This window comes from Sorangium sp. So ce426 (assembly GCF_051475585.1).
GTDB classification, from domain to species: Bacteria; Myxococcota_A; Polyangia; order Polyangiales; family Polyangiaceae; genus Sorangium; species Sorangium cellulosum_B.
Window position 1 is genome coordinate 2,863,264 of record NZ_CP150341.1, and the last position, 26,006, is coordinate 2,889,269.

Consider the following 26,006-nt stretch of genomic DNA (forward strand, 5'->3'; position numbering starts at 1 on the left):
GCCGCGATCTACTTCGAAAGGTCGGAGATGTCGACTGGCGCCGACTGGCGCCGACTGGCGCCGACTGGCGCAGCGGCCCCCGCGGCGCCGGAGGTCGAGGCCGCCGCTCTCGCGCTCACTCGAGGCGGGTGGGATCGATCACCTTGCCGGCCGGCGTGAGCCCGCTGCGGCGCCAGCGCTCCTCGACCGACAGGCCCTGCTCCGCGGGCGGCCTGGTCTCGTCGCGGATGACGAGCTCCGAGACGTGCGCGCGCGAGACGACCTCGATCCGGATCATCCGCTGCGGCGCGCTCTTCACCGTGGCGCGCGAGAAGATCGTCTTCGCAGGCCCGGTCTCGACATTTCCGGCGAGGACGCGCGTGCGCACGTAGTTCGCCACCCGCTCGGCAGGAATTTCCCCGACGGCGAAGACGGCATCGGCGAAGCGCGCGCGCACCTTCATGCGGCGCGGGATGGGCAGGCCGAACGCCTGCTCGGTCCCCTCGGCGAGCTCGCCCGGCAGCGCCTGGTCGACCGGCGGCTTCGGGGCCGCGGCCTCGCTCGCCTGCGGCGCCGGCGCCGGCGCGCCGGCGTCGCCGCGGCAGGCGGGCGCGGCCGAGGCGCATGCGACGAGCGCGGCGAGCGCGCCGGCGGCGCGCGACAGGCTGGCTCGCTTCATTCGATGAGGGTGGCCCACGAGTCGATCTTAACGACCTTGCGCGGCCGCTGCAGCGTCCTCGTGCTCGTTCGCGTCGCGCCCCCCTGGGCGTCCGCGTCGCCCGCCGCGCCGGTGTGGAACACGAGCTGGTACTCGGGCGGGGTGGAGTGCCGGACGATCGTCTGCGGGCCGAAGTACGGATCATCGGTGTAGTTCTCCGTATCCACGCAGGTCGGCTTCTGGGTCACGGCCACGCCGAAGACGATGGTGCCCGGCGACTGCAGCTCGAAGCGCTCCGGAGGCGCGAGCGGATCGACGACGAGGCAGCCGTTCGGGAGCGCGGGCGAGTCCGTGTTGCCGAGCAGGTAGTCGACGCCCCAGATCGCGCCGCGCCCGTCCGCGCACACGTAGGTCCCGGGCGCGACGGGCGTGAACGTCGCGAAGTACGCGCAGCCGTTGAAGAGGGAGATGGGCCCGGTCACGCGCTGGCCGCCCGTGAAGGGGACGACCCAGTTCTCGCTGAAGCGGAGGCTTGTGTTGTGCGGCTTCTCGGTGATCGACCAGACCCGCGTCTCGATGGCGGCGCTCGCCGTGAACGCCTCCTGATCGCCGGTGGAGAACAGGATGACCTTGTTGCCGAGCGGATCGGTGCTCACGATCGGCGTCGTCTGGATCGGCTGGCTCTTCGACGCGTCGTCGCCCGGGAACGAGTACGCGTCCCAGGCGAGGTCCACGGTCCAGTCGTCCGGGTTGGTGCTCGTCAGGCTGACGCGCCAGAGCGTCCCGTCGGCGTCGCCGACGTAGATGCGCTCGGCGACCTCGCCGACGCCCGCCGGGAACGGCACGGGGACGCCGGTGATCGGCGAGTCGAAGTCGACCCGCTTGGTCCGCGAGGCGATCCCGCCCGGGGCCTCGTCGACGCGGCCCCGGAACGTGCGGATGATCTCGCCCGTGTCGAGCCGGACGATCGTGAGCGAGCGCGCCGGGCCGACGGGGCCGCCAGTGCCCGCGCTGCCCCAGCACCGGACCGAGTCGCGGACCGTCAGGGTGCCCTTCGGATGGAAGAGCGGGGGCGTCGCGTTCTGCCGGTTGCACGCGGGCTGGCTCGTGTCGAGCGGGGCGGAGCCGCCGGGCAGGATGGCGACCGCGATCTCCTTGATGTGAGCGCCGTCCTGCATCTCCACCATGCCGATCGCCGGCGTCGGCGTCGCCTCGCCGAACAGCGGGGTGCCGCTATCGTCCGTGGAGAGCTGCCAGAGGAACTTCGGCGCCTTCGGGTTCGTCACGTCGAGCGCGTAGTAGAAGCTGCCGCCCGCGCCGCCGCTGGCGACGAGCACGGTGTTCCACTTCGCGCTGGCGTTGCTCACCTGCGCCGACGTGCGCTCGAAGACGACGTTCTTCACGACGGGCGCGCCGTCGAGCAGCAGCGATTGCTGGTTGAACGTCGCGAGCAGCCGGGGGAGCACGTGGGGCGGCAGGAACGACCAGAGCTCGTTGTTCTCGACTTTGTCCACCTTGAGCTCGTCGTCCGCGTCTGCCGCGGTCACCTGGAAGGCGTGCAGCTGCCCGTCGGTCGTCGCCGTGTAGAGCACGAGCGGCCGGTTCGCCTGATCGGGGTGCTCCGCGAAGGCCCGGTAGGACTCGTCGGGGATGTAGTCGTTCGGCGGCCCCACCACGACCGGCGTGGAGTGATAGATGCTGCCGAGCTCGTTGCCGTCGCGGGAGGCGATGCCCGAGGGCATCGGCTGGCCGACCTCCCACTCGATGAGGCGCCGGGCGCAGTCCGCGGCGTTGGTCGCCTGCAGCCCGCCCGAGCACTGCGGCGGGACTGCCGCGCTGGGATCGAGGTCGAGCGCGCGGGACGCGCTGGAGAGCTCGGTCGCGAACGCCGTCGCCTGCGCGGGCGCGCCGCTGCCGGTCATCGTGCCCGTGTAGTCGCTGAGATTGTCCGCGTTCGCGGCCGCGGCCCCGGGGCGGATGCTCCGGCGCGACCAGATGCGCTGCGCGGTGGTGTCGAGCTCGCCGATCACGGTGAAGAACCGCCGCGGCTCCCCGGTGTTCGAGTTGACGTTGGCCGCGAAGTCATCGCCCTTGCCGGGGTCGATGTCCTTCAGCTGCGTCGTCATGACGCCGCTCACGGGCTCGCAGACGAAGCGCTTGCGCTCGAGGTTGCCGCTCCAGAGCGAGCCGTCCGGCGGCGGGCTGAACGAGGAGGCGAACTGGTAGGCGACCCCCGCGTCGGTGCTGCCGTTGTTCGCGGTCGTGGCCGCGTTGGCGAAGACGGGGAGGGTGCGGCTCGTCGAGTTCGCGGCGATCTGCGCGAAGATCCGCGACATGACCGCGGAGAGCTCGTTGGCGTCGTCCGGGAAATAGCCGCGGTCGGTCCCGCCCTCGATGGCGATGCGCGAGAGCGTGCAGCACGCCTTGACCGCGCCGGCGGCGTTGTCGCAGCGCCCGGCGGGCAGGAAATCAGCGCTGGAGATCGTCGCGCAATCGAAATTCGAATCGCCGAGCTCCTGCCGCGCCTGGGTGGTAAGGCCGAACCCGACGGCATACGTCGGCACGCGCCGGTTCGGGTTGACGTGGGAGTTGAGCGACTGGGCGAGGACGTGCGGCTCCTCGTAGGGACAGCCCGTCAATTCGGGGCCGGGGCCAGGCCCCTGTGTGCAGGTCGGGCGCAGGTCGAGGTTCGGCTCGCCGTCGGAGATGAGCACGATCGAGGTCTTGCGGCAGCCGCCGCTGATGAACGGATCGTCGCGCGGCCCGAGCGGCCGGCTCTTCCAGGTCGAGGCGTCGTTGAGGATGAAGTCGCGCGCGTCCGACAGCATCCCGGCGAGCGGCGTCGCGCCGTAGGGGCGCATCGCGATGAGCGCGTTCTGGATGCTCTCGTTCACGCTGCGGATCTCGGTGGTGTCCGCCGTGTAGGTCGGGAAGGGGATGAGCGGCCCTTCCCAGAGCGGCGCGGACGGGTTCCTGGCGCCGACCTCCATGTCCGCGGGAGCGCAGGCGGGCGGGTTGCCCCGCGCCGGGAGTCCCGGGCCGGGCTCGAACCCGAGGAAGTAGCTCCACATCCCCTCGATGCCGCCCACGGGATCGGGAGCGCCGGAGAGGAGCCCGGTGCTCGCGTCGGGGAGCGTGTCGAACGTCATGAGCCCGAACCGGATCCGGTCCTGATAGACGTCGAGCAGGCCGGAGTTGAGCTGCGTGAACGGCGTCGTACAGGGAGTGGCCGCGTTGTCCCAGCGATGCTCGCCCACCAGATCGTAGGTCGCCCCCGGGCCCTTCGTGCAGTGGCCCGAGATCATGCGATGGAACGGGATGTAGTAGTTCCTGTCGTAGGGCGGCTCTCCCCCGAGGCTGAACTCGTTGACGAACGCGGTGCTCGTGCGGGGCTGCGCGACACAGCTGAAGTCCTGGATCGGGCCCGTGAGCGACTCGACGAGCTTCGTCCAGCGGCTCTTCCGGTCCTCGGAGGTGGGGGGAGTGCCTGGGTTGCACTCCGGGTCCTCGCCCGCCACCGTCTTCTCCATCGAGCCCGACGTGTCGACGAGCAAGAGCACGTTGGGCAGCGGCGGCTCCACATCCATCGCCTGCGCGCGTGCGCGCCCCGCGACGAGGCCGACGGTCGCCGCGGAGCTCATGGTGACAAGGACCTTCGTCAGGTTTCGCATCGTGCGCTCCGGTTCGTCACTTCGAGCAGAGGATATCGGCAACGACAGACATGGATTCCTGGCTGCCCGCCGTCGCGATGGCGGAGCCGTCGGGCCAGGCGATGAGCCGCGCGCTCATGGTGACCGTGCAGTAATCGACGCTCACCGGGTTCGGGCCGCCCATGTCGCTGCCGGCGCGGTTCCCTATCGCAGGCCTTATCTTATCCGTGATCTCCACCTTGGCGATCCACTGGACGTCGGCGCGACCAAGGCTCCCTGGCATCTCCGGCGAGCCGGCCGTGGGCGGCTCCAGGAGCTCTTCTGCCGCGTCGAACGTGTGCGGCAGGAGCGACCAGCACTCGTCGGTGATGACCGAGCAGCTCGTCGACCTGGGGATCACCTCCAGGCCTCCCTTCTGCTCGATCTCGGCGATCGCGAGCTGCATCGCGTACTCGGTGAGATAGTGGGTCTGCGTCATCCGGCGCTCGTGGCCGCTGGCGATGGTCGACAGCGTGGCCGCGTGGGCCGCGAACAGGCCGATCGCGGTGAGCATCGTGATGACCAGCACGACGATGAAGACGGCGGCGCCCCGCTCGCGGGAGCGCCGTCGGGACCGGGCGATGCTTGTGTTCACCATGGGACGTAGGCCTGGTTGGGGAGCGCGATGTCGGCGTAGAGCGTGCGCATCCGGGCGTAGACCGGCGGCGATCCGGAGGGCGCCGTGTTCCCATAGGTGTTGGCGCCCGCGGCGATGCCGGGGATCAGGAACCTGAGCCTGCGGCCATCCGGGCCCATGCCATCGGGGTCCCCGGGGGCGGTGAGGGCGACGTCGCGATCGGGCGCCCGGGTGCGGGTCGAGAGCCGGACCTGGACCGACCGCACGCGCTGCGGCGTGCCGGGCGGTCCGACATCGATCGCGGCGGCGGTGCCGTACACGAGCGCGTTGTCGGTCGCCATGATGGGATACCGCGTGATCTGCGGGTTGGTCACTCCAGGGACGGTGCTCTCCTGCGCGACGGAGATCCCGAACTTCAGATCGACGGCGTACTCCGCGATGAGCTCGAGCGTGCCCGGGATCTCCTGATCCTCTTCGTCGAGCTCGACCCGCACGAGCTCTGTGCGGCCGTTGTCGCCGGTGAGCGTCCCGAGGTCCGTCGAAATGGGCGCCACGAGAGCGTCGTAGGCCGTCCCCTTGTTGACGAGGCTCCGGATGTCGTAGCGGACGCGGGAGACGACGTTCACCCATCCTCCGTCGCCGGTGGAGCCGCCGGGGGTCACGCCGCAATCGGCGAGCCCGACCAGCGTCGGCAGGCCGGGATCCGCCTTCAGCGTGATGTGGATCTGGGTGGGCGGGTTGTCGATCACGTTGACCTGGTCGATGACGCCATACAGGAACTTCTCCTGACCGCGGACCATGATGCGCAGGAAGCGGCGAGGCGCGAAGATCTGGGTCAGGCTCTGCCCGCCGCCCTGCGCGCGCGCGAGCGTGCGCTGCACGGCGGAGCTGTTCGGGTTGAGCTCGACGACCCAGTCGCCCGTCTCATCGCTGATCTTCCTGAACTCGAACAGCTCGGTGCTGTTCAAGCTGCCGCCGATGATGATGGAGTCCGGATTCAGCCCGTTGGCGACGCTCTGGTCGAGCTCCGACCCGTGGAGGTCCACCGACCCTTGAGGCAGGATCGAGATCCCGGCGAGGCGCTTCAGGCCGGCCGGCGAGGCTGGGACCTGGCAGACCTCCGGGTCCTGGAGGATGTTGGGCGACGAGAGATAGGCCGCGCGCTGCAGGTCCGCGGTGAGCCGGTTCATCCCGAGCGTCGCCGCGAGGTGCGAGGCGGAGGCCCTCGCCTCGTTCTGGAAGAAGCGCGTCGCGTTCTTCGAGAGCAGGAAGGCCGCCAGCGACACGACGAGGCCGGCCGCCATCGCCACGAGCAGCTCCACGAGCGTGAAAGCTCGCTGTCCTGAGGCCCGCGCGCGCGGGCGGGTGGTGCGTCGGCTCGTCGTCATTGCCTGTCCTCGCTCGTGTTCCGGAGCACGCCGGTCGTCAGGTAGACCGCGCCGAAGCGCCCCGGGTTCGTGTCGACGGCGAGCGGGTCGACCCCGCAGTCGATCGGGTTCCCGTTGCGCTCCCAGACGACGCGGATCTCGGCGCGGAGGAGGCTGTCCCAGATCCGCGTGCCCGACACGGGATCGTTGAACTGGCGGAAGCGCACGTGCGTGCAGAACGCGGACGCCGACGTGTCGCCCGCGTAGATGTCGGCCCCGAGCACGTCGGCGCTCGGCGACCCGAGCGCGGTGATCTCCGTGGGGGTCACCTTCGTGAACGGGGCGGTGGTGCTGAGCGCGAGCCAGTCCGTGTCGCTGTTGATGTCGGGCACCCGCATGGGCTCGTTCCACTGGAGCGCGTCCACCCGCAGCCGCTCTGCCCAGGTGATGGCGATGCTGTTGGCGATCGTGAGGTTGCGCGCGTTCGTGTTGCTGATGAGCGTCGCCTTCTGCAGCGCGAGCACCCCGGTGGCGCCGATCGCCAGCACGCCGAGCGCCGCCATGACCTCGATGAGCGTGTAGCCGCGGCTCGCCGCCCTCCTCGCACGCGCCGCGCTCACAGCCCGAGCCTCGCGACGCCGTTCGGCGGGACGAAGACCGAGCGCTGGAGGCCGGTCCTTGTGTTGGTCACGTTCACCCGGAGCGCGCCGAGCAGCGGCGCGAACGCCCCGGCGGGGGCGTAGCGGACGAACGTACGCCCCCGCGGCGTGAAGCAGACGTCGGCGTCGCCCTGCGCCACGCCGGTGGGATCGAGCAGCTGCATCGCCGCCAGCTCGATGCCCATGGTCTGGAGCGTCGTGACCGGCTGGGTCTGGGCCGGGTCCATCCAGTTGGCGACGCTGAGGCAGCTCGTCGCGATCAGAGAGCCGGCGGCGATGTTGTCGACGTTCGCCTGCCGCACCTGGAACACGCCTGTCGAGGCGGTCCACCGCACGAGGACCGCCGCCCCGCGCCCGATCGCCTGGTAGCGCGCGAGCCGGTAGATGCCGCTGATCTCCATCGCGGTGCGGTTCACGCGGCGATCGCGCATGCCGCTCACGAAGCTCGGCGACGCCGCGGCCGCCAGGATGCCGATGAGGACCACCACCGCCAGCAGCTCCGGCAGGGTGAAGCCGCGCGCGCCACGGCGGCGCAGCGCGCGCTGCCCCGGAGCGCAGGCCCGCGGTCGATCGGAATCACGAGGAGGAGGTCGCGAACAGGAGGGAGGGCGCACCAAAGGACCGGCAAAGGCAAGCTGTATGCCCTCGGCGGTCGGCGCTAAGTCATTGAACTTCATGGTGAATCTCTCAAAGCGATTCGCCGCGGGCGCTAACGATTGCGGCGCTATGAAAAAAGGTGCAAGGCGAACGGGCCATGCGATTCCCGCCCGAAAGGTGTTCACCGAGAGGCCCATTGGACCACAGCGTGTCAGCTGCGACGCGCGCGACGGGCGCGACGCGCGCGTGCCCCGGGAGGCCGATGCGCTCCCGGGCGTGGCGCTGCGCGCTGCTCGCCGGCGCGCTCGTGGCCGCGCTGTCTTCGGGCTGCAGCAAGAAGGAAGAGCGCCTCGGCGCGCCGCCGCCGCCTCCGCCGGCCGCGAAGCCGGCCGCCTGCGCCGGCGGCGGGGGGACGATCGGCGACGCGGCGAGCGCGCCGTTCTTCCCGCGCACGACGGGCGGGTTCTGCCTCGACCCGAACGGCGGGGAGAAGACGTTCGGCGAATCGGCGCCCCTGCCGCTCGACAGCATCTGCGACATGTTCGACGGGGAGTGCGAGATCTACAAGGGATTCGGCGTGCGGCGGGTGGTCGAGGCGCGGTACGTGAGCGGCGAGGGCGGCTCCGCGACCGTCGACGTCCACCTCTCAAAATTCGGATCCACGGAGGGCGCTTACGGGATGTTCACGAAGCGCACCGTGGGCGACGGCGACCCCGCCGACGAGGCGACGCCCCGCGCGATCGAGGGGGGCGGCGCGGCCGCGATGGGGGTCGGGAACGCGTACCTCTGGCGCGGGCAGTACCTCGCCGAGATCACCTACAACGACGAGGCGCTGGCCGAGGCGGCGCTCAAGTCGTCGAGCGAGAAGGTCCTGCCTGGGCTCGTGAAGGAGATGGGCGCGAAGCTGCCCGGCGAGCCGTCGCTGCCGCCTGCCGCGATGGCGCTGCCCAGGGACAACATGATCCCGCTCGGGATCCGCTACGAGACCAAGGACGTGCTCGGGGTGGATGGCGCCGGGCCCGGCGCGTTCGGTTACTACAAGGAGGTCGACAAGCGCTACCGGGTGGTCGCGATCGTGCGTGACGACGTCGACCAGGCCAAGGACGTGCTGTCGACGCTGGCGAAGCTGCCGGGCGCGGCCAGGGAGAAGGGCATCGGCGACGGCTCGGTGCGCCTCATGAACAAGGACGGCGAGGGCTCCGCGACCGAGTGGGTGTTCGCGCGCGCCGACAAGACCGTCTACGGCATCGGCGACGAGGCCCGCGTGCTCCGCAACGGCATGACGGCCGACGAGCACGCCAAGCTGACGCTGACCAAGGAAGAGAAGACGGCGAGGCTGAAGAAGCTCGTCAGCGCGCCGGCGCGCTGACCGCGGCGGGAAGGGTCGAGCCGCCCGGGGCTCGCGACGCAGTGAGCGCGCGGCCCCGGCGGCGCCGCGCGCTCACTGCGTGCGGAGGATGACGTGGTAGCCGAACGCCGTCTCGACGAGTTCGCTCACCTGGCCGACCTTGATCTTCTCGAGGCCCGCCTGGAACTCCGGGACCATCGCGCCCTTCGGGAACTTGCCGAGGTCCCCGCCGCGCTTGTCCGCCCCCGGCTCGTCCGAGTACTCCTTCACGACGTCCGCGAACTTGCCCGGATCGGCCTTGGCCTTCGTCATGGCCTCGGTCGCGCGGGCCTTGGCTTCGTCCTTCGTGCGCTCGATGGTCGGGGGCGCCCGGCGGCTCCCCTTGTACATGACGAGCAGGTGCTTCGCGCCGAACATCTCCCTCGGCGCCTGCGCCGACTGCGCCGGGCGGGGGCGGGGCGTGGGAGCGGGCGGCGGAGCGGCGGCGGTGGCGTGCTCGTGCTCGTCGGGCTCCGGGGCGACGGGGGCCGCGAGGCGGGCGAGCGGGGTCTTGTTGAACATGCCGAAGAAGCCGAGGAGCCCGATCAGCACGAGCGCGCTGAGCACGGCGTGCGGCGCCCACCAGTACGGATCTTCAGGCTCGGCGCCGTCGTCCTCCGCGTCGTCGTCGTCGTCGTGCGCGTGGCCGTGTCCACGGCCGCGGGCCGCGGTGGCCTTCGCCTCTTCCTCCTCGCCGTCGTCGTCGTTGCCTTCGTCGGTCGACCCGGCCTCGTCGAGGTCCTCGTCGTCCTTGGCCCTGTCCTTCTCGCTCGTCTTGCTCATAACGCTTCCCTGATCCGGGCCTCGGCCCTTAGCACGCGACCACGCCGGCCGTCAGCCGATCTCCGCCCACGCGCTCGTGAGCACCGGATCGGGGCGATCCTTGACAGAGGTGACCACCGCGACCTTGCCGCCGTCGAGCGCCCAGCCCCGCGTGATGAGGGTGTCGCCCGGCCACACCGGCTTGCGGAACTGCGCGCCGTACGCCCGCAGCCGGCTCGCGTCGCCGCCCGCGGCCTTCTGGATGATCGCGCGCGCCGCGAAGCCGTACGTGCAGAGGCCGTGCAGGATGGGGCCCTGCGTGAAGCTCGCCTTCGCCGCGACCTCCGGATCGGCGTGCAGCGGGTTCTCGTCGCCCGAGAGCCGGTACAGCAGCGCCTGCTCGGGCGCCGTCGCCTGCTCGACGACCCAGTCGGGCTCGCGGTCCTTCGGCACGGGGGCCTCCGACTCGGCGTGCGGCGGGCGCGGCCCGCCGAAGCCGCCGACGCCGCGCACGATGATCGACCACACCGTGTCGAAGAGCGGCTCGTCGTCGAGCGTTGTCTTCGTCTCGACGATCACCTGCGCGAACTTCTTGAGGTCGTAGATGCCCGCCAGCGTGGCGGTCGTGAACAGCGTCCCGCTCGTCGGGATCGGGCGGTGCACCCGGAGCGTCTGCCCTCCGTGGACGATGAGCGCCAGCTCGGCCCCGGCCACCTCGAGCGCCTCGAACACGGTCCCCTGGGAGGGGATCACGCCGAACGTGGGGTAGACCTTCATGCCCCCCGGCGCGCCCTCGTACAGGTACTCGAGCTCCTCGCGCTTGGCGCCGATCCCGAGCGCGTAGGTGGCCAGGGTCTTCCAGTTGAAGGTGAACGCGCTGGGCTGGGTCGTGTAGCCGACCTTCGAGAGATTCAGCGGCATCGGGGGCTCCTCGCAGGATGGAAACGGCCGGGCAGGCGTACCGACCTGGCGATGTCGCGTCAACTGCCGCCCGCCGAGCGGGGCGCGGCGTCAGGGCGCGAGGCGCCGCGGGCGGCGCCGCGGGCGGCGCCTCGGGCGGCGTCAGAGCGCCAGGCGGTACGCGATCAGGACGCCGATGTTGAACATGTCGACCCGCTCGGAGAGCGAGGCGAGATCGCCGGTCGGGGAGACCTTGCGCTGCTCGGGGAGGAACCAGCTCGAGTAGCGGATGTGGCTCCCGACGCTCCAGTTGTCGGCGAAGGCCCAGTCGCCGCCGATCGCGAGCCCCGCGGCGACACCTTCGGTGCCGATCGTCGCCGCCCTGGGCCCGACGTACGCCGTGTCCGAGTACGGGTTGCGATCGGCCTCGACCGACCACGAGTCGTTGACGACGACGCCGCCGACCGTCACGCCGGCCCACCACTCCGAGCTGCGGATGCGGAGGGCGTAGTAGCGAAACAGCCCGTCGAGCATGAAGTAGCTGCGCGCGTGATCGCGCTGGAGGCTGCGCGCGCCGCGCGCGGCGTCGGAGGCCAGCGTCGCCGCCCAGAAGATGCCTGCGCCGAAGCCGATGTCGCGAAAGCGGTAGAGGTTGTGGATGCCGAGGGAGACGCTCGTCTCGCCCTGCTCGCAGGCGCCCGGAGACAGCGACACGGGGCAGACGTCGGCGCCCGGGAGCGTCATCACGCCGCTGCTCACCTCCACCATGGTGTAGGGGAAACCGCGCTCGCGCGCGGCGACGGCGCGGCGGGCGGCCCTGCTCTCGTCGGCGCGGCCGGGGGCGGAGATCAGGAGCGCGGCGAGCGCGGCGGCGCACGCGGCGCCGCGCGAGCTCGCCGCTCGCGCGCTGCCACGCCCCGCAAGCGCTGCCCGGCCGCCCCGCCCGGCGCGGGCGTTGGCGGGCGCTTGCGACGTCGGGTACCGGCCGCCTGGACTCACCTTCTCTGGATTATAACCAAGGACCCGTCGACGAGGGGAGCGGCGAGGCGGCGTCCGTGGGCAGCGGCGGCGGCGAGGGCGGAAGGACCGGCGCAGGTGCGGCGCTGGCCGGCGGCGAGGCGGCGCCTGTGCCGGGCGAACCCGCGGCGCCCGGCGTCGGAGACGGGGCCGGCGCGCCCCGGGGGGCGGGCGCCGGCGGCTGGCCCTGGGGCGCGCCGCGGACCTCGGCCGGCGCGGGGCGGCGCGGCGCAGGCCTGCGGTCGGGGCCTGCGGCCTGCGGCCCCGAGCTCTGTGGAGCGACGTGAGGTGGCGGCGCCGGGGCGGCGCCCGGCGGGCCGCCGGAGAGCTCGGCGACGAGGTGCTGGGCGGTGGTGAGCGCCGGCTGCAGCTCGAGCGCGAGCTTCGCCAGCCGGATGGCGCCGGCCTTGTCGCCCGCGTATTTCCGCCCGAGGGCGTCGGCGACGATGCGCTCGGACGACTCGCGGCGGAGCTCGGCGAGGCGCGCGTCTCCCGGCCACCGCGCGAGCGCCTGCGCGACGATCTCCTTGACGTTCTCGCGGGGCGGGGTGTCCCAGGCGTGCCTGCCCATGCAGTCGCGCGCGCGCTCGATGTGCGCTTCGAGGGTGTCGCGCGCGGCCGGCCCCCCGAAGGCGCCGAGGTGCCGCCCGCCGAGGAACACGACGAACCCCACCGCGCTGGCGCACGCGAGCAGGGCGGTCGCGCGCGCGATCATCGCCCGACGGGGGAGCGGCCGCGCCGCGGACTCGACGCCTTGCATGGTCGACGGGACGGGCGCGGCGTCGCGCATGGGATCGATGCCGAGGCCGATCGCCGTGCGCGCGGGCTCGTCCGCCGCGCCGCCGTGGCGAGCGGCGCTCCACGATGCGCGCGCTCCGGCGTCGAGCCGCTCCGCCGGTTCGGCGAACGCGCCGCCGAGCCGCGCGCCGCTCGAAGGCCGCTCGGCCTGGGACGGCGCTGCGAGCGGCGTGGTCCAGGAGGGCGCCGAGCTCATCGAGCTCGACGAAGCGCGCTCGACGCCGCTGGAGGAGGAGCGCTCCTCCTCGCGGCGGTGCGACGCGGGGTCGCTGTAGCGCGCTGCCTCGCCCCCCGGGAGGCGGGGATCGAGGTCGCCGATGTGGGCGCTCTCGAGCGTCGGCGCGGCGATGCCGCCGATCTGGGCGGCGAGCGCGGGGGAGAGATCGAGCGATTTGGTGCGCGACTTCGAGGCCAGCTTCATGACCGCGCTGGCGCGCAGGAGCCCGGGCTGGGCGGCGATCTCATCGGGGTCGAGCCCGCTCGCCCGGACGGCGAGGGCGAGATCGCGGCCGAGGGCGCGCGCGTCGGGGGCCCGGTCCGAGGGCTTCTTGGCGAGGTTCTGCATCACGATCCGCGCGATGGGCTCGGGCACGTAGCTGGAGCGCGCGATGCTGCGCAGGTCCGCCGGCGGGGCGTGCGTGTGCTGGACCAGGAGCGCGACGGGCGAGTCGCCCTCGAACGGGGCGCGCCCCGCGAGGCACTGGTACAGCATCGTCGCGATGGAGTAGACGTCCGCCGGCGGACCGACCCGCTGCCCTTCGGCGCCTTCGGGCGAGATGTACTTGGCGGTGCCGAAGATGAGCCCCGCCTGGGTGGTCATCGCTTTGTCGGCCCAGTCGAGGCGGGCGATGCCGAAGTCGAGCACCTTCACGTAATCCGGGTCCTCGCCGCGGCGGACGAGCATGATGTTCTCGGGCTTGAGATCCCGGTGGACGATGCCCTGCGCGTGCGCCTCGCCGACCGCGTCGCACACCTGGAGGGCGATGTGGAGCGCCCTCGGGAGCGGCAGCGCCTCGCTCTCACCGCCTGCCCCTGCCGCGGCGAGCGCGGAGAGCAGCGAGATGCCGTCGAGGTGCTCCATGACGAGGTAGAGCTCCCCGCCGATCCGGGGGTCGGCGGTGGGGGGCACGCTCCCGGTCATGAGGACCTGGACGACGTTCGGGTGGACGAGCCGGCTCGAGATCTTGGCCTCGCGGTGGAAGCGGCTCACGAGCTCGGCGTTGCCGCTGAGCTCGCGGTGGAGGATCTTCACGGCCACGTCGCGCTCGATCCCGGCCTGGAAAGCGCGGTAGACGCGGCCCATCGAGCCGATGCCGATGAGGTGGCGCGTCTGGATCTGCCCCCCGAGCGTGATGCCCACGTACGGGTCGCGCTCCGCGGCGCCGAACGTGGGGCTCTTGCGCGAGCTCGCGAGCGGGGTGCCGTCGCGCGGGCAGTAGAGAACGCCCGCGTCGTAGCGCTCGCCGCACGAGGGGCAGCTCTTCGCGGTGGACGGCTCCATCGACGGCGCTGATCCTAGCACCGCTCCCGCCATAAATTCTCGGACGGAGCGGCGTTTCGGCGCGCCGCGGCGCCCGAGGACGCTCGGACGTGGACCGACCGGCGCCTTGCGACTACGGTCGCGGCGTGAGCGGTTCCAAGGCGGGCGCAGCACGGGCGCGCAGCGGGAAAGGGCGCGGCAACGCGGGTGCCACCCCTGCGCCCGCCGCGCGCCAGGCCGCCGCCTCGCCGGCCCGGGAGGCCGCCTCGCCGCCCCGGGAGGTCGCCTCGCCGGCGGCCGATGCGGGGCCGCGCGAGGGCGAGTACGTCGTCACGCTCCCCACGTTCGAGGGTCCGCTCGACCTGCTGCTGCACCTCATCCAGCAGCACGAGCTCGACATCCTCGACATCCCCGTGAGCTTCGTCACGGAAAAATACCTCGAGTACCTGAAGATCATGCGCTCGCTCTCGATCGACCTCGCGAGCGAGTACCTCGTGATGGCGGCGACGCTGACGCACATCAAGTCGAAGATGCTCCTGCCGAGCGTGCCTGCGGGGCAGGACGACGACGGGATGCCGGGTGAGGAGGAGGATCCGCGGGAGGAGCTCGTCCGGCGGCTCCTGGAGTACCAGAAGTACAAGGTCGCCGCGGCCGACCTGGCCGAGCGCGGGACGCTCGGGCGCGACGTGTTCACGCGCGGCATGAGCGAGAGCGAGGTGCCAAAGGGCCCGGCTCCGTTCGCGCAGACGGCCATCTTCAGCCTGCTGGACGCGTTCGAGCGCGTGCTGAAGCGGACGAACGTCCAGATTGATCATGAGGTCGTCTTCGATCGCATCAGCATCACGGATCGCATCGTCGAGCTCACGGAGAAGCTCTCCGCGCGGCGCGCCATGCGGTTCGAGGATCTGCTGCTCGACAGCGTCTCGAAGGGGGGAGTGATCCCTCGCTTCGAGGTCGTCATCACGTTCCTGGCCGTGCTCGAGATGTGCAAGCTGAGGCTCATCCGGGTCCATCAGACGGACTCGCTGGCGCCCATTCACATCCAGCTCGCGGTAGCCGATGGCGCGCCGGTGGCGGATGACGGATTCGAGGACGTCGCGCCGGCGGCGGAGCCGATCGAGACGGCGGGGAGCGAGGAGGCAGGAGCACCGCCGGCTGCCGCCGAGGGCGAGGTCGCGGAGGCCGTCGAGGTGGGGCGAAGCGAGCCGGCTGGGCCGGAGCTCGTCGAGCCGGTCGAGCAGGCGCGCGAAGAACTGTCGGAAGCGGAGCTCGCGGGGGCGCCGAGCGGCGCACCGGAGAGCCTGGAGCTGGTCGAGGAGCAGGTGGAGGACGCCAGCGTCGCGGAGGCAGAACCGGAGCCCGCGGAAGCAGCGGAGGCGTCGAGCAGCGAACCGGCGTGGTCGGAGCTGGTCGAGCCTGTGGAGCAGGTGGAGGGCGCCAGCGTCGCGGAAGCAGAACCGGAGCCCGTGGAAGCAGGGGAGGCGTCGAGCAGCGAACCGGCGTGGTCGGAGCTGGTCGAGCCCGTGGAAGAGAGGAATGTCGAGGCGGGTGACGCGAAGCTGGCGGAGCCCGTGGAGCCACCGACCGGCGAACCGACGGGCCCGGAGCTGGCCGAGCCAGCCGAGGAATCGAGCGGCGAAGCATCGGGGACGGAGCTTCCTGGGACGGCGGAGGAGACGAGCCGTGCGCACGACGTCGCAGGGGGCGAGCCTTTGGTGGACGCGATGGAAGCCGATGCCGGTCCGGCGCCGGAAGAGGCGGAGCGCGGCGATGCGGTTGTGGGCCCGAACGCGCACTCGACCGCAGAGGACTTCGCAGCGCCGCCGGCAGAGGTGGATGAGGTAGACGCAGGGAGTGGCCGTGACGGTGGCTGATGCCGCGGCGAAGCGGCGGCGCATAGCGAAGACGACGACAGGTCAGGGCGCGCCGGCGCGGCTGCGGGCAGCGGCGCACGCATGGCTCGGCGAAACGAAGCGGCCGAGGGGCGGAAAGAAGGAGCCGCGCGCGCCGAAGACGGCAGGGCAGGGCACGCCGGCGAAGGCAGGCGCGCAGGCCACGCCGGCGCGGCTGAGGGCGGCGGCGTACGCGTGGCTCGGCGGAACGAAGAAGCCGAGGAGCGGGAAGAAGGAGCCGCGCGCGCCGAAGACGGCAGGGCAGGGCACGCCGGCGAAGGCAGGCGTGCAGGCCACGCCGGCGCGGCTGAGGGCGGCGGCGCACGCATGGCTCGGCGGAACGAAGAAGCCGAGGGGCGGGAAGAAGGAGCCGCGTGCACCGAAAGGGACACGGCAAGATCCGTTCGCTCGCTTCCGCGCTGGCGCATGGGACCAGCTCGGTCATCCGGCGCGCCGCGCCGACGTTCCTGTCCGGAGCGCAACCACGGCGCCCGGGCTCTCTGCCGTCGCGCGCAAGCACCTGAAGGGAGTGTTGGAAGCGCTCATCTTCGTGGCGGAGCGACCGGTGCCGGCCCGTGATCTCGCGCGTTCGGCGAACGCAGAGCACCGCGTCGTGCGAGAGTTGCTGGCCGAGCTCGTCGCGGAGTACGACGGACGAGGATTTCGTCTGGACGAGGTCGCCGGAGGGTACGTCTTTCGAACGAGCCCCGCATTTGCGCCCTTCGTTCGCGAGGTGACAGAGCAGAAGCCGGTCAAGATGTCTCGCGCCCAGACCGAGACGCTCGCGATCGTCGCGTACCGGCAACCGATCACGAGGCCCGAGATCGACGAGATCCGCGGTGTGGATTCCGGCGCGGCGCTCAAGTCGCTCCTGGAGCGTGACCTCGTGAGGATCCTGGGCAAGAAGGACGAGCCTGGGCGCCCGATGCTGTACGGCACGACGGCGCAGTTCCTCGAGTTCTTCGGCCTGAAGGCGCTCGGCGAGCTGCCCACCCTGCGCGAGTTCACCGAGCTGACCGAGGAGTCGCGCCGTGCCTATGAGCGTGAGCTCGGCGAAGAGCCGCCCGAGACGGGGGTGGTGACACCGGGACAGGAGAGCTTCGCCGGCGCGGAGGGATCGCTCCGGACGAGCGTCGCCAGTGGGGGCGAGAACCTATCGGAAGACGTCGGCGCGTCGTCTGCTGCGCCGCGGGAGGGAGAGGTCACGATGGAAGCAAGGGAAGACGAAATGTCTGAGGAGATCTCTGTCGTGGGAGCGGACGCAGCGCTTGGTGAGCCTGCTGAAAAGGACGCTTTCCAGCAGGCCAACGACGTCGCGGAGGAACGGCGCGACGAGGACGACGAAGACGACGAGGACGACGAGGACGACGAGGACGACGAGGACGAGGACGAGGAGGACGACGAAGACGACGAGGACGCAGACCAAGACGAAGGCGACGAGGACGACGAGGACGAGGACGACGAAGACGAGGACGAGGACGAGGACGACGAAGACGAGGACGAGGACGAGGACGAGGACGAGGACGAGGACGAGGACGAGGACGACGAAGATGAGGATGACGAAGACGACGAGGACTGAACGTTCGCCCTTGTCTGAACGTCCAGCGCGTCGCCCCGTTGCTCACGGCGGTGGAGCATCCGTCGGATCCGGATAGGCCTCGGCCAGCTTCGTTGCGGCGCTCCTCAGCTCGGGGTGGGCGAGGAGCTTGCGGAAGAGCCGCCAGAGCTCGGGATCGGCGAGCACCTGGAGCGGCGAGGCGGCGACCTGTCTCCTCTTCTTGCGGGGGATCGCCTCCGGACCTTTTCGTCGCAGCTCCTCCATCATTCCCACGAAGCGCTTCGTGGGAAAGAGATCTCCGTGCTCCCACGCGAGCACGGTCTCCTGCTCGATGCCCAGCGCTCCGGCGAGCTCGCGGGCCGTGCAGCCGAGCTCCTGCCGGAGCTTCTTGATGTCCTCGGGGGCCATGCGGGGCGAGGGTAGCGGCCTCGAAAAAAGAAAGCGACGTCGAGCAACCGGCAGCGAGCTCCCGCCGAACTCCGCGTCATGACCCATCGTTGCCCGATTCGCCCCTCGTGGACTCCCCGCGCGCTCCGCGCGCTGCCGCTCGCGCTCGCGCCGCTCGTGGCCTCCCCCCTGTCCTGCGCGCCGGAGCTCGTCGTCCCCCCGCAGCTCGATGAAGGCGGTCACGAAGAGGACGCCGAGGTCGCCGGCCCCGCAGACCCGAGCCCCGAGCTCCAGATCGAGCCCGCCTCGCCGCTGGACGCCGCGCCTCCGGTGCTGCGGGCGCGCGTGCTCCTCCCCGGCGCCGCGCTCGGGAGCGTCGATCCCGCCCGTGCGCTGGTCGTCCGCGGCAAGCTCAGCGCGGCGCACCTCCGGCAGATAGAGCGAGGCGAGCTGTCGACGGCGCTGTCGGAGCGCGTCGTCCCCTCGATCGCCTGGCTGAACGGGACTCCCCCTGGCGACCTCTCGCTGACCGTGGCGCCGCTCGCCCCGCTCGCCCCCGGGGAGACCTACGCCATCGCGAGCGGCAGCCCTGTGTTCTCGCACCACATCCAGATCGCCACGGCGGGCTCGCCGCCCGTGCTTTCACGGCTCTGGCCGCCGCCCGAGGCCGGCGCGACCCTCGGCCTGGGGGTGTGGTGTGGTGACGCGCCCCTCCCGGAGGTGGTCGCTGCGGCGACGCTCGCGCCTGGCGGACCGGCGGGCGAGCTGCGCCGCGGCGCCGTCGACGACATCGGCGCGCGCTGCCTGCGCTTCGAAGGGGAGCCAACCGCCACGGCGCCGCCCGAGGCCGACGGCGTGCGCCTCGTGGGGCCTCCCGCCGCGCTCCCGGGCGAGCCGGCGGCAGTGAGCCTCGATCCACGTCCGTTCATGATGGAATCGGATCCGCTTCCCGCCATCGCGGCGGCGTGTGCGCCGGACGAGCTCGCGCTCGGGCCGGGCTGTGCTCGGGTCGCCGACGATCGGATCCTCGTTCGTTCGGCGGATGCGCCGCTGCTCTGGGCGATCGCGGGCGCGGGGTTCGACGAAGTGCTCGCGGTACCGCCGGGCGAGCCGTTCGTCCTCGCTCCCCTGCCGCCCTTGAGCCCCGTGGAGCTCGTCCTTGCGACCATCGACAACGCCGGGGTCGTGGAGCGCCGGACGTTCTCGGCCATGACGCTCGCGCCCATGCCCCATGTGATCATCAACGAGGTGCTGGCGAACCCTGTCGGGCCAGAGCCAGGGCAGGAGTGGGTCGAGCTCTACAATGACGGTGACGTCCCTGCTGAGCTCACAGGGGTCGTACTCGCCGATGTGGGTGGCGAGACCGAATTGCCCCCTATTTCGTTCATGCCCGGCGCGTACGCTCTGGTCGTCAACGAGGACTACGTTCCTGATGATGAGCTCGATCCTCCGCCTCCTCCCGAGACGCTTCTTCTCCGCGTCCCCAAACTTGGCAGCCACGGGCTGTCGAACTCGGGAGAACCGCTCAAATTGAAGGATCGAGGAGGTGCTGTCTTGTCCAGGTCGCCCGCCGCGCCCGTGCCAAAGCCGGGAATGAGCCTGGCCCGCGTCGCTCCGCGCGCTCCAGACGGCTCGGCTGGCTCTTTCGCGACCAGCTGGCCGACGCCCGGTCGCGTGAACATAATGAACCAGGAGATCCCCTGAAGGATGGGGAGTTTGCCTCCGCGCGGGGCGAACTCGCCATGGGGCTGAGAAAATTCGAGCAAAGCGGGTGACGGACCCGTCTATGAGAGCTAGGTTTCAATCGAGTAGACAGACGGGTGGGGGGGCCGCCACCTGAGGAGACGCTGCCGCGCTGTGAACGCGAGCTGTGCGGCAGGTGCCTTTCGCGTGGAGTTCGGCGATGGCTGGTGTTCGTGAAAAGCTGTTGACGGCATCGGACCTCGCAGCCTTGTGCGAGGTCGACTTGAAGACAATCCACAACTGGGTAGATCGGGGGAGGATTGCCCATTTCCGTACGCCGGGGAGACACTTGCGCTTCAAGGCTGCGGACGTGGCTGAGTTCCTCCGTGCATGGGGCTATTCGGTGCCCCGGGAGCTCGCCAAGGCGACCTCCAAGTCGATGATGGCCATCGGCACCAAGGATACGATGGCCCACGTGGCGCGAGCCCTCGGGGAAGGCGTGCCCATCCGGCACGCGAGCCACCCGTATGACGCGCTGATCTTCGCGGGGGCGGACCCCGCGGACGTGTACATCGTCGACGTGCGGGCGGTGTCCAGCGACGTGGACGTCCCCTCCCTCTTCGAGGCGCTCCATCGAGCGAACTCGCAGGGGACCTTCGTCGCCTTGTCGGATGAGCCGATCAGCCTGCCGTCGTTCGTCGGCCGGATCGGCCGGAGCGACGCGCAGCAGCTGAAGGGCTTCCTCGTGCCCGAAGCGGCCGCGCAGGCGGCGACGCCCCTCCAGGCGGCGAGCGGTCCGGCGTCGGAAGAGCCGCCGCGGAGCCTCGCCGCAGGCGGGTCCTCGCGCTGAGCCAGGGCCCCGGCCGTCCTACGCCCAGCAGAAGAGGCTGGGCTAGGACGGCCGGTCGCGCCCGAGGAGGCTCCGCCAGGAGCCGCAGCACTGCAGCACTGCAGAGCGAGCCGCTGAGGTCAGAACCCCCTCCTGCAGCACAACCCGGGGCCGGTTGATGGGTCGCTCGCAACCCCGCTGTCGAGTCCGCTTCGGCGTCTCCTGGAAGAAGACACGCCCGAGGAGCAAGGCTCCTCGGACGGAGGCGCTTCAGCTTCCAGCGATGGTCATGGAGGAGACCCGGAACGTCGGTGAGCACGTTGACGTCCGGAGATCCAGATCGTCCCCGACGGCGTCGATCCGCTGCAAGAGCTCGTCAAGGTTCAGCGAGATGGTTACCTCGCTCACTGGGTAGGCGAGCTCTCCATTCTCGATCCAGAAGCCGGACGCGCCCCGGGAAAAGTCGCCGGTCACGGCGTTGAAGCCGAAGCCCATCATCTCGGTGACGTACAGCCCGCGCGGCGTGGAACGCACGATCTCCGCCGCCGGCGTGGAGGTGGGCTGGAGGAGGAAGTTCGACGTGGACGGCCCGACGCCGCCGCCAGCGCCGCGCGAGGCGCTGGCGGTCGGCGGGCGCTTGAGCTTCCGGCCGCTGTAGCTGTCGCAGAGGTAGGTCTTCAGGATGCCTTGCTCGACCACGACGTTGCGCCGGGCGAGGAGGCCCTCGCCGTCGAACGGGCGCGAGCCGGGCGCGCGCGGGATCAGCGGGTCGTCGACGACCGTGATGAGATCGCTGGCGATGCGTGTCCCCTCGCGGCCGACGAGGTAGCTCGACTTGCGCCAGACCGAGCTGCCCATGATGCAGGAGCCGAGCAATCCGAGCATCGACCGGGCGACGTCCGGGTCGAAGACGACGGGCGCCTCGCAGGTCGCCACCTTGCGGGCGCCGAGCTTGCGCAGCGTCCGGCGCGCCGCCTCGCGGCCCACGGCGTCCGGGGCGTCCAGGTCGGCGAGGTGGCGCCGGCCGGTGAAGTAGAAGCCGCGGCGCTTCTTGTCGCCGCTGTCGTCCGCGATCGGGGAGACAACGAGCTGCGCGTACGAGCCGGCGAAGCCGCCGCGGAACCCGCCGGACAGGACGAGGGCGAAGGCGCCCGCGCTCCGCGAGAACGTCGCGCCCTCGCTGTTCGTGATCCGCGGGTCGGCGTCGCGCGCGGCCTGCTCGCCTCGGCGCGCGATGTCGATCGCCTGCGCGGCCGTGACCTCGCCGCCCGAGGGATCGTAGAGATCGAGCGCGGGGAACGGCCCCTTGGCGATGAGCTCCGGATCGGCGGGGCCGGCGAACGCGTCCTCCTGGGAGATGTCGGCGAGCTCGAGCGCGTCCGCCACGAAGCGATCGATGCCGCGGGGCGTGAGGTCGGACGTCGAGGTCAGCGCGACGCGCTGCTTCTTGATGATCCGCATGCCGAGGCCCTTGTGGACGGCCTCCTCGACGAGCTCGGGCTCGCCGAGGCGCACCTTGGTGGTGAGCTCGGAGCCGGAGCGGGCGATCGCCTCCGCGACGTCGGCGCCGCCCTTCCTGGCGCGCGTCACCACCTGCTCGGCGAGCTCCATGAGTTCCTCGACCTGCTGCTCCACGCGGGCTCGTTCGGACATGGGGCGACAGGGTGGTGGAGCGGGCTGGCTCCGTCAACGCGGTGACGCGGTCGTCTCCCCCGCGCGCACCAGGGGCGTCTCGGCCCCGCGCGCACCAGGGGCGTCTCAGCCCGGCCGGTTGGAGCGCCCGCCGCTGCCGACGCCGAGCCGCCGCTGGGGGCGTGTCGAGGCGGGCCGGGGCAAAACGACCTCAGGCGCTGGCTTACTCTGGACGGAGCGGGGGCGCTCGCCGGGGGAGGGCTCGGCCTTCGGCGCGCGGCCCGCGGGCTCGCGCCGGAGCAGGGCGCTCACGGTGACCGCGAAGCCGGCGGCCAGCATGGTGTACATCCAGAGGAGCGCATACCCGAGCGGACCGCCGGCGACCGGGTGGACGCCGAAGTCGCCCTCGACCTGCCGGTAGGTGCCGTCGAGCGCGAGCCGCCGGGACAGGGCCAGGACGGCGACCAGGGCGATCGACAGCGGCGCGCCGGCGAGGACGGCGAGCGCGCGGACCGCGCGCTGCGCTGTCCACCTGCCGCCAGCGCTCCCGGCGAAGCGGTTCGCGGCCGCGAACCCGGCGGGCACCGAGGCGGCATTGACGAGGACGAGCACGAGGTCGACGGCGGACGGGATGCGGCGCGTGTCGACGAGGTACGCGAAGCTCCAGTCAGGGGCGAACACGAGGAAGTACGCGCAGACCGGCGCGAAGACGAGGCAGGCGAACAGGGAGACGAGCGCGAGCGGCCGAGCGCGCGTGCCCGGCGCTGGTCGAGGCTCCGACGCGCGCAGCGCGCCCAGGCGGTGAGGGGCTGCAGCGCTGAACCAGGCGAGCAGCGCACCGAGAGCAAAGCCGACGAGGGGAGCGACGAAGGCGGGCACGCGGCGCCGAAAGTAGTCCTGTCGCCCCCTCCTGAGCAAAGTGCCTGGACCTTTTCCTGACCAGGGCGGATCGAGCGGCCCACACAAGGGCTCTTCCGGGCGCGGCTTGGCAGTCTGGGCGGAACGTTTGCTCTGGGAACGCCGCCGCGCTAAGCGGCTGCGCACATGGAGCCGCGCCTCGTCCGGGAGATGCTTGAGCGCGTTCGGACCGGCGAGCTTGCCGTCGAGGAGGCGCTCGATGCCCTCCGAGGGCTGCCTTTCCGGGACCTTGGCGTCGCGACCGTCGATCACCACCGCGCGCTCAGGCAGGGCGTCCCCGAGGTGATCTTCGGCGAAGGGAAGACACCCGAGCAGATCGCCCTGATCGCCGGGGAGATCTCGGGGGCGGGGCAGAACGTGCTCGTGACCCGGGTCGACGCCGCGAAGGGCGCGGCGGTCTCGGCGCTCTTGCCCGCGTTCCGCTATGTGCCCCTCGCGCGGACCGGCAGCATCGAGGTCGCGCCGCCGCCGAGGCGCGCCGCCGGGGCGGTCGCCGTCGTGACCGCGGGCACGAGCGATCTGTCGGTCGCCGAGGAGGCCATCGAGACGCTGCGCGCCGTGGGCCTCGAGGCGAAGCGGCTGTACGACGTGGGGGTCGCGGGGCTGCACCGCTTCCTCCATCGCGTCGAGGAGCTGCGCAAGGCGTCGGCCGTGATCGTTGTCGCGGGCATGGAAGGCGCGCTGCCCAGCGTGGTCGGCGGGCTCGTGGCGGCGCCGGTGATCGCGGTGCCGACGTCGGTCGGCTACGGCACTGCCCTGGGCGGCTTCACCCCGCTCTTCGCCATGCTCACGTCGTGCGCCTCCGGAGTCGCCGTGGTCAACATCGATAGCGGCTTCGGCGCGGCGATGGTGGCGCATCGCATGTTGCCGAAGGAGTAGCTCGGAACGAGCGCGACCGCGGGAGCGCCGCGCGGCGAAGGCGCCCGGGGGAACGGAGAAGGCGAGAGATGGGACACGGGCACGATCACGACCACGCGCACGGGGATGCGCACGGAGACGAGCACCACCACGGGCACGGGGGCCATCACGGGCACGGGGGCCATCACGGGCACGGGGACCATCACGGGCACGACCACGACCACGCGCACGACCACGCGCACGCGCACGCGCACGCGCACGGGCACGGGGGCCATCACGACCACGGGCACGCGCACGCGCACGGGGACGATCACGGGCACGATCATCCGCGCGCGCCGCTCCTCGAGGAGGGCGCGGGCACGGGCAAGGTCCTGTTCTTCGACGCGTTCAGCGGGATCGCGGGCGACATGACCATCGCCGCGCTGCTCGATCTCGGGGTGCCCCTCCTCGTCATCGAGCGCGCCGTCGCCGCGCTGCCGCTCGATGGGTTCCACCTGCACCGCGGGCACGCCCATCGGAGCGGCATCGTGGCGACCTCGTTCGACGTGCACGTCGAGGCGCCGCAGCCGGAGCGCACCTACGGATCCATCGACGCCATGCTCGCCGCCGCGCCGCTCGATCCACCGGTCGCCGCGCTGGCGCGCCGGATCTTCCGGCGCCTCGGCGAGGCGGAGGCCGCCGTGCACCGGATCCGCCTGGAAGACGTGCACTTCCACGAGGTCGGCGCCGTCGACGCGATCGTCGACATCGTGGGCTCCGCCGCCGCGATCGTGCACATCGGGGCGGAGGTCGTCGGATCGCCGCTGCCCATGGGGCGCGGGTTCGTGAAGGCGCGGCACGGGATCCTCCCGCTGCCGCCGCCCGCGGCGGTCGCGTGCCTCCGCGGCGTCCCGACCTACGGCGTCGAGCTCGACGCCGAGCTGGTCACGCCCACGGGCGCGGCCATCATCGCCACGCTGGCGACCCGGTTCGAGCGCTGGCCGACGTTCGCCCCCGATCGGATCGGCTTCGGCGCCGGTCAGCGCGAGCTGCCGGACCGCCCCAACCTGCTGCGGGTCGTGCTCGGGACGCGCACGGGGGGAGACGAGAGCCTCGGCAGCGCGTCGCACGTGATCGTCGAGGCGAACGTCGACGATCTGACGGGCGAGGTGGCAGGGCACGCGATCGAGGCGCTGTTCGCGGCGGGCGCGCTCGACGCCTGGGCGGCGCCGATCACCATGAAAAAAGGGCGCCCCGCCCTGACGATCGCGGCGCTCGCGGCCGCCCCCCAGGCCGACGCCGTCGCGACGGCGCTGCTCCGCGAGACGACAAGCATCGGGCTACGGAAGATCCCTGTCGCGCGCACCGAGCGGCCGCGGCGGATCACCACGGTGCAGACGGCGTACGGAGCCATCCGGGTGAAGATCAGCGAGGGGCCGTTCGGTCCGCCGCAGATCAAGCCGGAGTTCGACGATTGCGCCGCGGCGGCGAGGACGCACGGCGTGCCGGTGCGCGAGGTCGTCTCGGCGGCGCTGTCGGCCGCCAAGGGGTGACGCCGCGCCGCGCAGGGGCTGCCGCGCGGCGCCGCGCTCGCCGAGCGGCGCAGCGCCACCCTGCGGCAGCGGTCAGTCGGGGCGCTGGATCGGCAGCGCCTCGGCCTCCCACGAGAGGAAGCCGCCCTCGAGGAACGCGACGGGCACGCCCTCCTCGGCGAGCTTCGCGGCGACGTCCTTCGACTTGTCGCCGGAGCGGCAATAGAGGACGGGCGCGCCGGCCAGCATGTGGAGCTCGGCGAGCCGGCCCTCGATCTCCTCGATCGGGATGTGCACCGCGCCCGGGATGTGGGCGCGGCCGTAGGCGGGGGTCTCGCGCGTGTCCACGGGGACCACCTGGCCCTCCCGGATCAGCTGCGCCAGCTCGGCCGCCCGGATGGCGCCCTCGGCGCGCGGGAGGAACGGATCGAGCAGCTCGCGGAGCTGCTTCCGGTTGAGGACGCCCTGCTCGGCGGCCACCGGGCGGCCTCGATGAAAGACCATGAACGTCGGGACGGCCTGGATGCGCAGCGTGGTGGCGATGCGCTTCGACCGGTCGATGTCGACCTTGACCACCTTGGCCTTGCCTTCGAGCTCGCGCGCGATGGCGTCGACCTCCGGCGCGACCGTCTTGCACGGTCCGCACCAGGTGGCGGTGAAATCGATGAGCACGGGCAACTCGCTGCGGAGCACCTCGCGCTCGAACTCCTGCTCGTTGATCTCGGGAACGGCCATGGCGGGCGAATTCATAGCGGGCCTTTCCTGCGAGATCGAGCGGCGCGAGGGCTCCGCCGCCGAGATCGCGGAGATGAACGCGATTTCAGCGCAATTTCGGCGCGCGAGAGCGCTGCACGGCCGGCGGCTGCCT

General features: G+C 71.7%; 21 protein-coding genes. 7 read left to right on the forward strand and 14 right to left on the reverse strand.

The features are described from left to right. Nucleotides 1-115: 115 nt before the first annotated feature. From WMF44_RS10970 to WMF44_RS10995, 6 genes are read right to left on the reverse strand one after another with little or no spacing between them, the layout of a single operon-like run. On the reverse strand, nt 116-658 hold the full coding sequence (locus WMF44_RS10970; RefSeq protein WP_437299071.1) for a hypothetical protein: 543 nt from the start codon (nt 656-658) through the stop codon (nt 116-118). Then, on the reverse strand, nt 655-4,308 hold the full coding sequence (locus WMF44_RS10975; RefSeq protein WP_437299072.1) for a hypothetical protein: 3,654 nt from the start codon (nt 4,306-4,308) through the stop codon (nt 655-657). Before WMF44_RS10975 ends, WMF44_RS10970 begins: the two co-directional genes overlap by 4 nt. A gap of 16 nt (nt 4,309-4,324) precedes the next feature. Further along, on the reverse strand, nt 4,325-4,924 hold the full coding sequence (locus tag WMF44_RS10980; RefSeq protein WP_437299073.1) for a hypothetical protein: 600 nt from the start codon (nt 4,922-4,924) through the stop codon (nt 4,325-4,327). Then, nucleotides 4,918-6,291 (reverse strand): PilW family protein, encoded by a 1,374-nt coding sequence (locus tag WMF44_RS10985; RefSeq protein WP_437299074.1) that lies wholly within the window; start codon nt 6,289-6,291, stop codon nt 4,918-4,920. The genes WMF44_RS10980 and WMF44_RS10985 overlap by 7 nt, the downstream gene beginning before the upstream one ends. Further along, nucleotides 6,288-6,890, reverse strand: a complete 603-nt coding sequence (locus tag WMF44_RS10990) for a type IV pilus modification PilV family protein (RefSeq protein WP_437299075.1) — start codon at nt 6,888-6,890, stop codon at nt 6,288-6,290. The genes WMF44_RS10985 and WMF44_RS10990 overlap by 4 nt, the downstream gene beginning before the upstream one ends. Next, nucleotides 6,887-7,723, reverse strand: a complete 837-nt coding sequence (locus WMF44_RS10995; RefSeq protein WP_437299076.1) for a pilus assembly FimT family protein — start codon at nt 7,721-7,723, stop codon at nt 6,887-6,889. Before WMF44_RS10995 ends, WMF44_RS10990 begins: the two co-directional genes overlap by 4 nt. Before the next feature lie 11 nt (nt 7,724-7,734). Here WMF44_RS10995 and WMF44_RS11000 point away from each other — a divergent pair, with 11 nt between their 5' ends. Next, a complete protein-coding gene (locus tag WMF44_RS11000; RefSeq protein ID WP_437299077.1) occupies nt 7,735-8,895 on the forward strand; it encodes a DUF6599 family protein in 1,161 nt (386 codons plus the stop codon). A 72-nt stretch (nt 8,896-8,967) separates the two neighbouring features. Here the strand turns inward: WMF44_RS11000 and WMF44_RS11005 are convergent, their stop codons facing one another. The 4 genes from WMF44_RS11005 to WMF44_RS11020 all read right to left on the reverse strand — a co-directional run bounded on the left by WMF44_RS11005 (nt 8,968) and on the right by WMF44_RS11020 (nt 13,891). Next, entirely contained in the window at nt 8,968-9,696 is a 729-nt protein-coding gene (locus WMF44_RS11005; protein ID WP_437299078.1) for a peptidylprolyl isomerase, read from the reverse strand. A gap of 51 nt (nt 9,697-9,747) precedes the next feature. After that, nucleotides 9,748-10,596, reverse strand: a complete 849-nt coding sequence (locus tag WMF44_RS11010; RefSeq protein ID WP_437299079.1) for a MaoC/PaaZ C-terminal domain-containing protein — start codon at nt 10,594-10,596, stop codon at nt 9,748-9,750. A 141-nt stretch (nt 10,597-10,737) separates the two neighbouring features. Further along, nucleotides 10,738-11,574 carry a hypothetical protein gene (locus WMF44_RS11015; protein ID WP_437299080.1) on the reverse strand — a complete coding sequence of 279 codons (837 nt, stop codon included), beginning with the start codon at nt 11,572-11,574 and terminating at the stop codon, nt 10,738-10,740. A 10-nt stretch (nt 11,575-11,584) separates the two neighbouring features. Further along, entirely contained in the window at nt 11,585-13,891 is a 2,307-nt protein-coding gene (locus tag WMF44_RS11020) for a serine/threonine-protein kinase (protein ID WP_437299081.1), read from the reverse strand. A 125-nt stretch (nt 13,892-14,016) separates the two neighbouring features. Here WMF44_RS11020 and WMF44_RS11025 point away from each other — a divergent pair, with 125 nt between their 5' ends. Continuing rightward, nucleotides 14,017-15,744 (forward strand): segregation/condensation protein A, encoded by a 1,728-nt coding sequence (locus tag WMF44_RS11025; RefSeq protein WP_437299082.1) that lies wholly within the window; start codon nt 14,017-14,019, stop codon nt 15,742-15,744. Further along, nucleotides 15,731-17,341, forward strand: a complete 1,611-nt coding sequence (gene scpB, locus WMF44_RS11030) for an SMC-Scp complex subunit ScpB (protein WP_437299083.1) — start codon at nt 15,731-15,733, stop codon at nt 17,339-17,341. The genes WMF44_RS11025 and scpB overlap by 14 nt, the downstream gene beginning before the upstream one ends. A 42-nt stretch (nt 17,342-17,383) precedes the next feature. Here the strand turns inward: scpB and WMF44_RS11035 are convergent, their stop codons facing one another. After that, nucleotides 17,384-17,728, reverse strand: a complete 345-nt coding sequence (locus tag WMF44_RS11035) for a helix-turn-helix domain-containing protein (RefSeq protein ID WP_044964518.1) — start codon at nt 17,726-17,728, stop codon at nt 17,384-17,386. A gap of 78 nt (nt 17,729-17,806) precedes the next feature. On the opposite strand from WMF44_RS11035, the gene WMF44_RS11040 reads away from it, so the two are divergent. Both WMF44_RS11040 and WMF44_RS11045 read left to right on the forward strand, forming a co-directional pair. Then, a complete protein-coding gene (locus tag WMF44_RS11040; RefSeq protein ID WP_437299084.1) occupies nt 17,807-19,411 on the forward strand; it encodes a lamin tail domain-containing protein in 1,605 nt (534 codons plus the stop codon). Between the two features lie 199 nt (nt 19,412-19,610). Beyond that, entirely contained in the window at nt 19,611-20,240 is a 630-nt protein-coding gene (locus tag WMF44_RS11045; protein WP_437299085.1) for a helix-turn-helix domain-containing protein, read from the forward strand. Nucleotides 20,241-20,489: 249 nt separating this feature from the next. Here WMF44_RS11045 and WMF44_RS11050 read toward each other — a convergent pair whose 3' ends face one another. Next, complete coding sequence (locus tag WMF44_RS11050; protein ID WP_437299086.1) at nt 20,490-21,872, reverse strand: TldD/PmbA family protein; 1,383 nt, start codon at nt 21,870-21,872, stop codon at nt 20,490-20,492. Between the two features lie 105 nt (nt 21,873-21,977). After that, nucleotides 21,978-22,730, reverse strand: a complete 753-nt coding sequence (locus tag WMF44_RS11055) for a hypothetical protein (protein WP_437299087.1) — start codon at nt 22,728-22,730, stop codon at nt 21,978-21,980. A 165-nt stretch (nt 22,731-22,895) separates the two neighbouring features. On the opposite strand from WMF44_RS11055, the gene larB reads away from it, so the two are divergent. Both larB and larC read left to right on the forward strand, forming a co-directional pair. Then, nucleotides 22,896-23,648 carry a nickel pincer cofactor biosynthesis protein LarB gene (larB, locus tag WMF44_RS11060; protein WP_437299088.1) on the forward strand — a complete coding sequence of 251 codons (753 nt, stop codon included), beginning with the start codon at nt 22,896-22,898 and terminating at the stop codon, nt 23,646-23,648. A gap of 68 nt (nt 23,649-23,716) precedes the next feature. Continuing rightward, nucleotides 23,717-25,159 (forward strand): nickel pincer cofactor biosynthesis protein LarC, encoded by a 1,443-nt coding sequence (gene larC, locus WMF44_RS11065; protein WP_437299089.1) that lies wholly within the window; start codon nt 23,717-23,719, stop codon nt 25,157-25,159. Between the two features lie 72 nt (nt 25,160-25,231). Here the strand turns inward: larC and trxA are convergent, their stop codons facing one another. After that, nucleotides 25,232-25,873 (reverse strand): thioredoxin, encoded by a 642-nt coding sequence (trxA, locus tag WMF44_RS11070; protein ID WP_044964524.1) that lies wholly within the window; start codon nt 25,871-25,873, stop codon nt 25,232-25,234. Between the last annotated feature and the right edge of the window lie 133 nt (nt 25,874-26,006).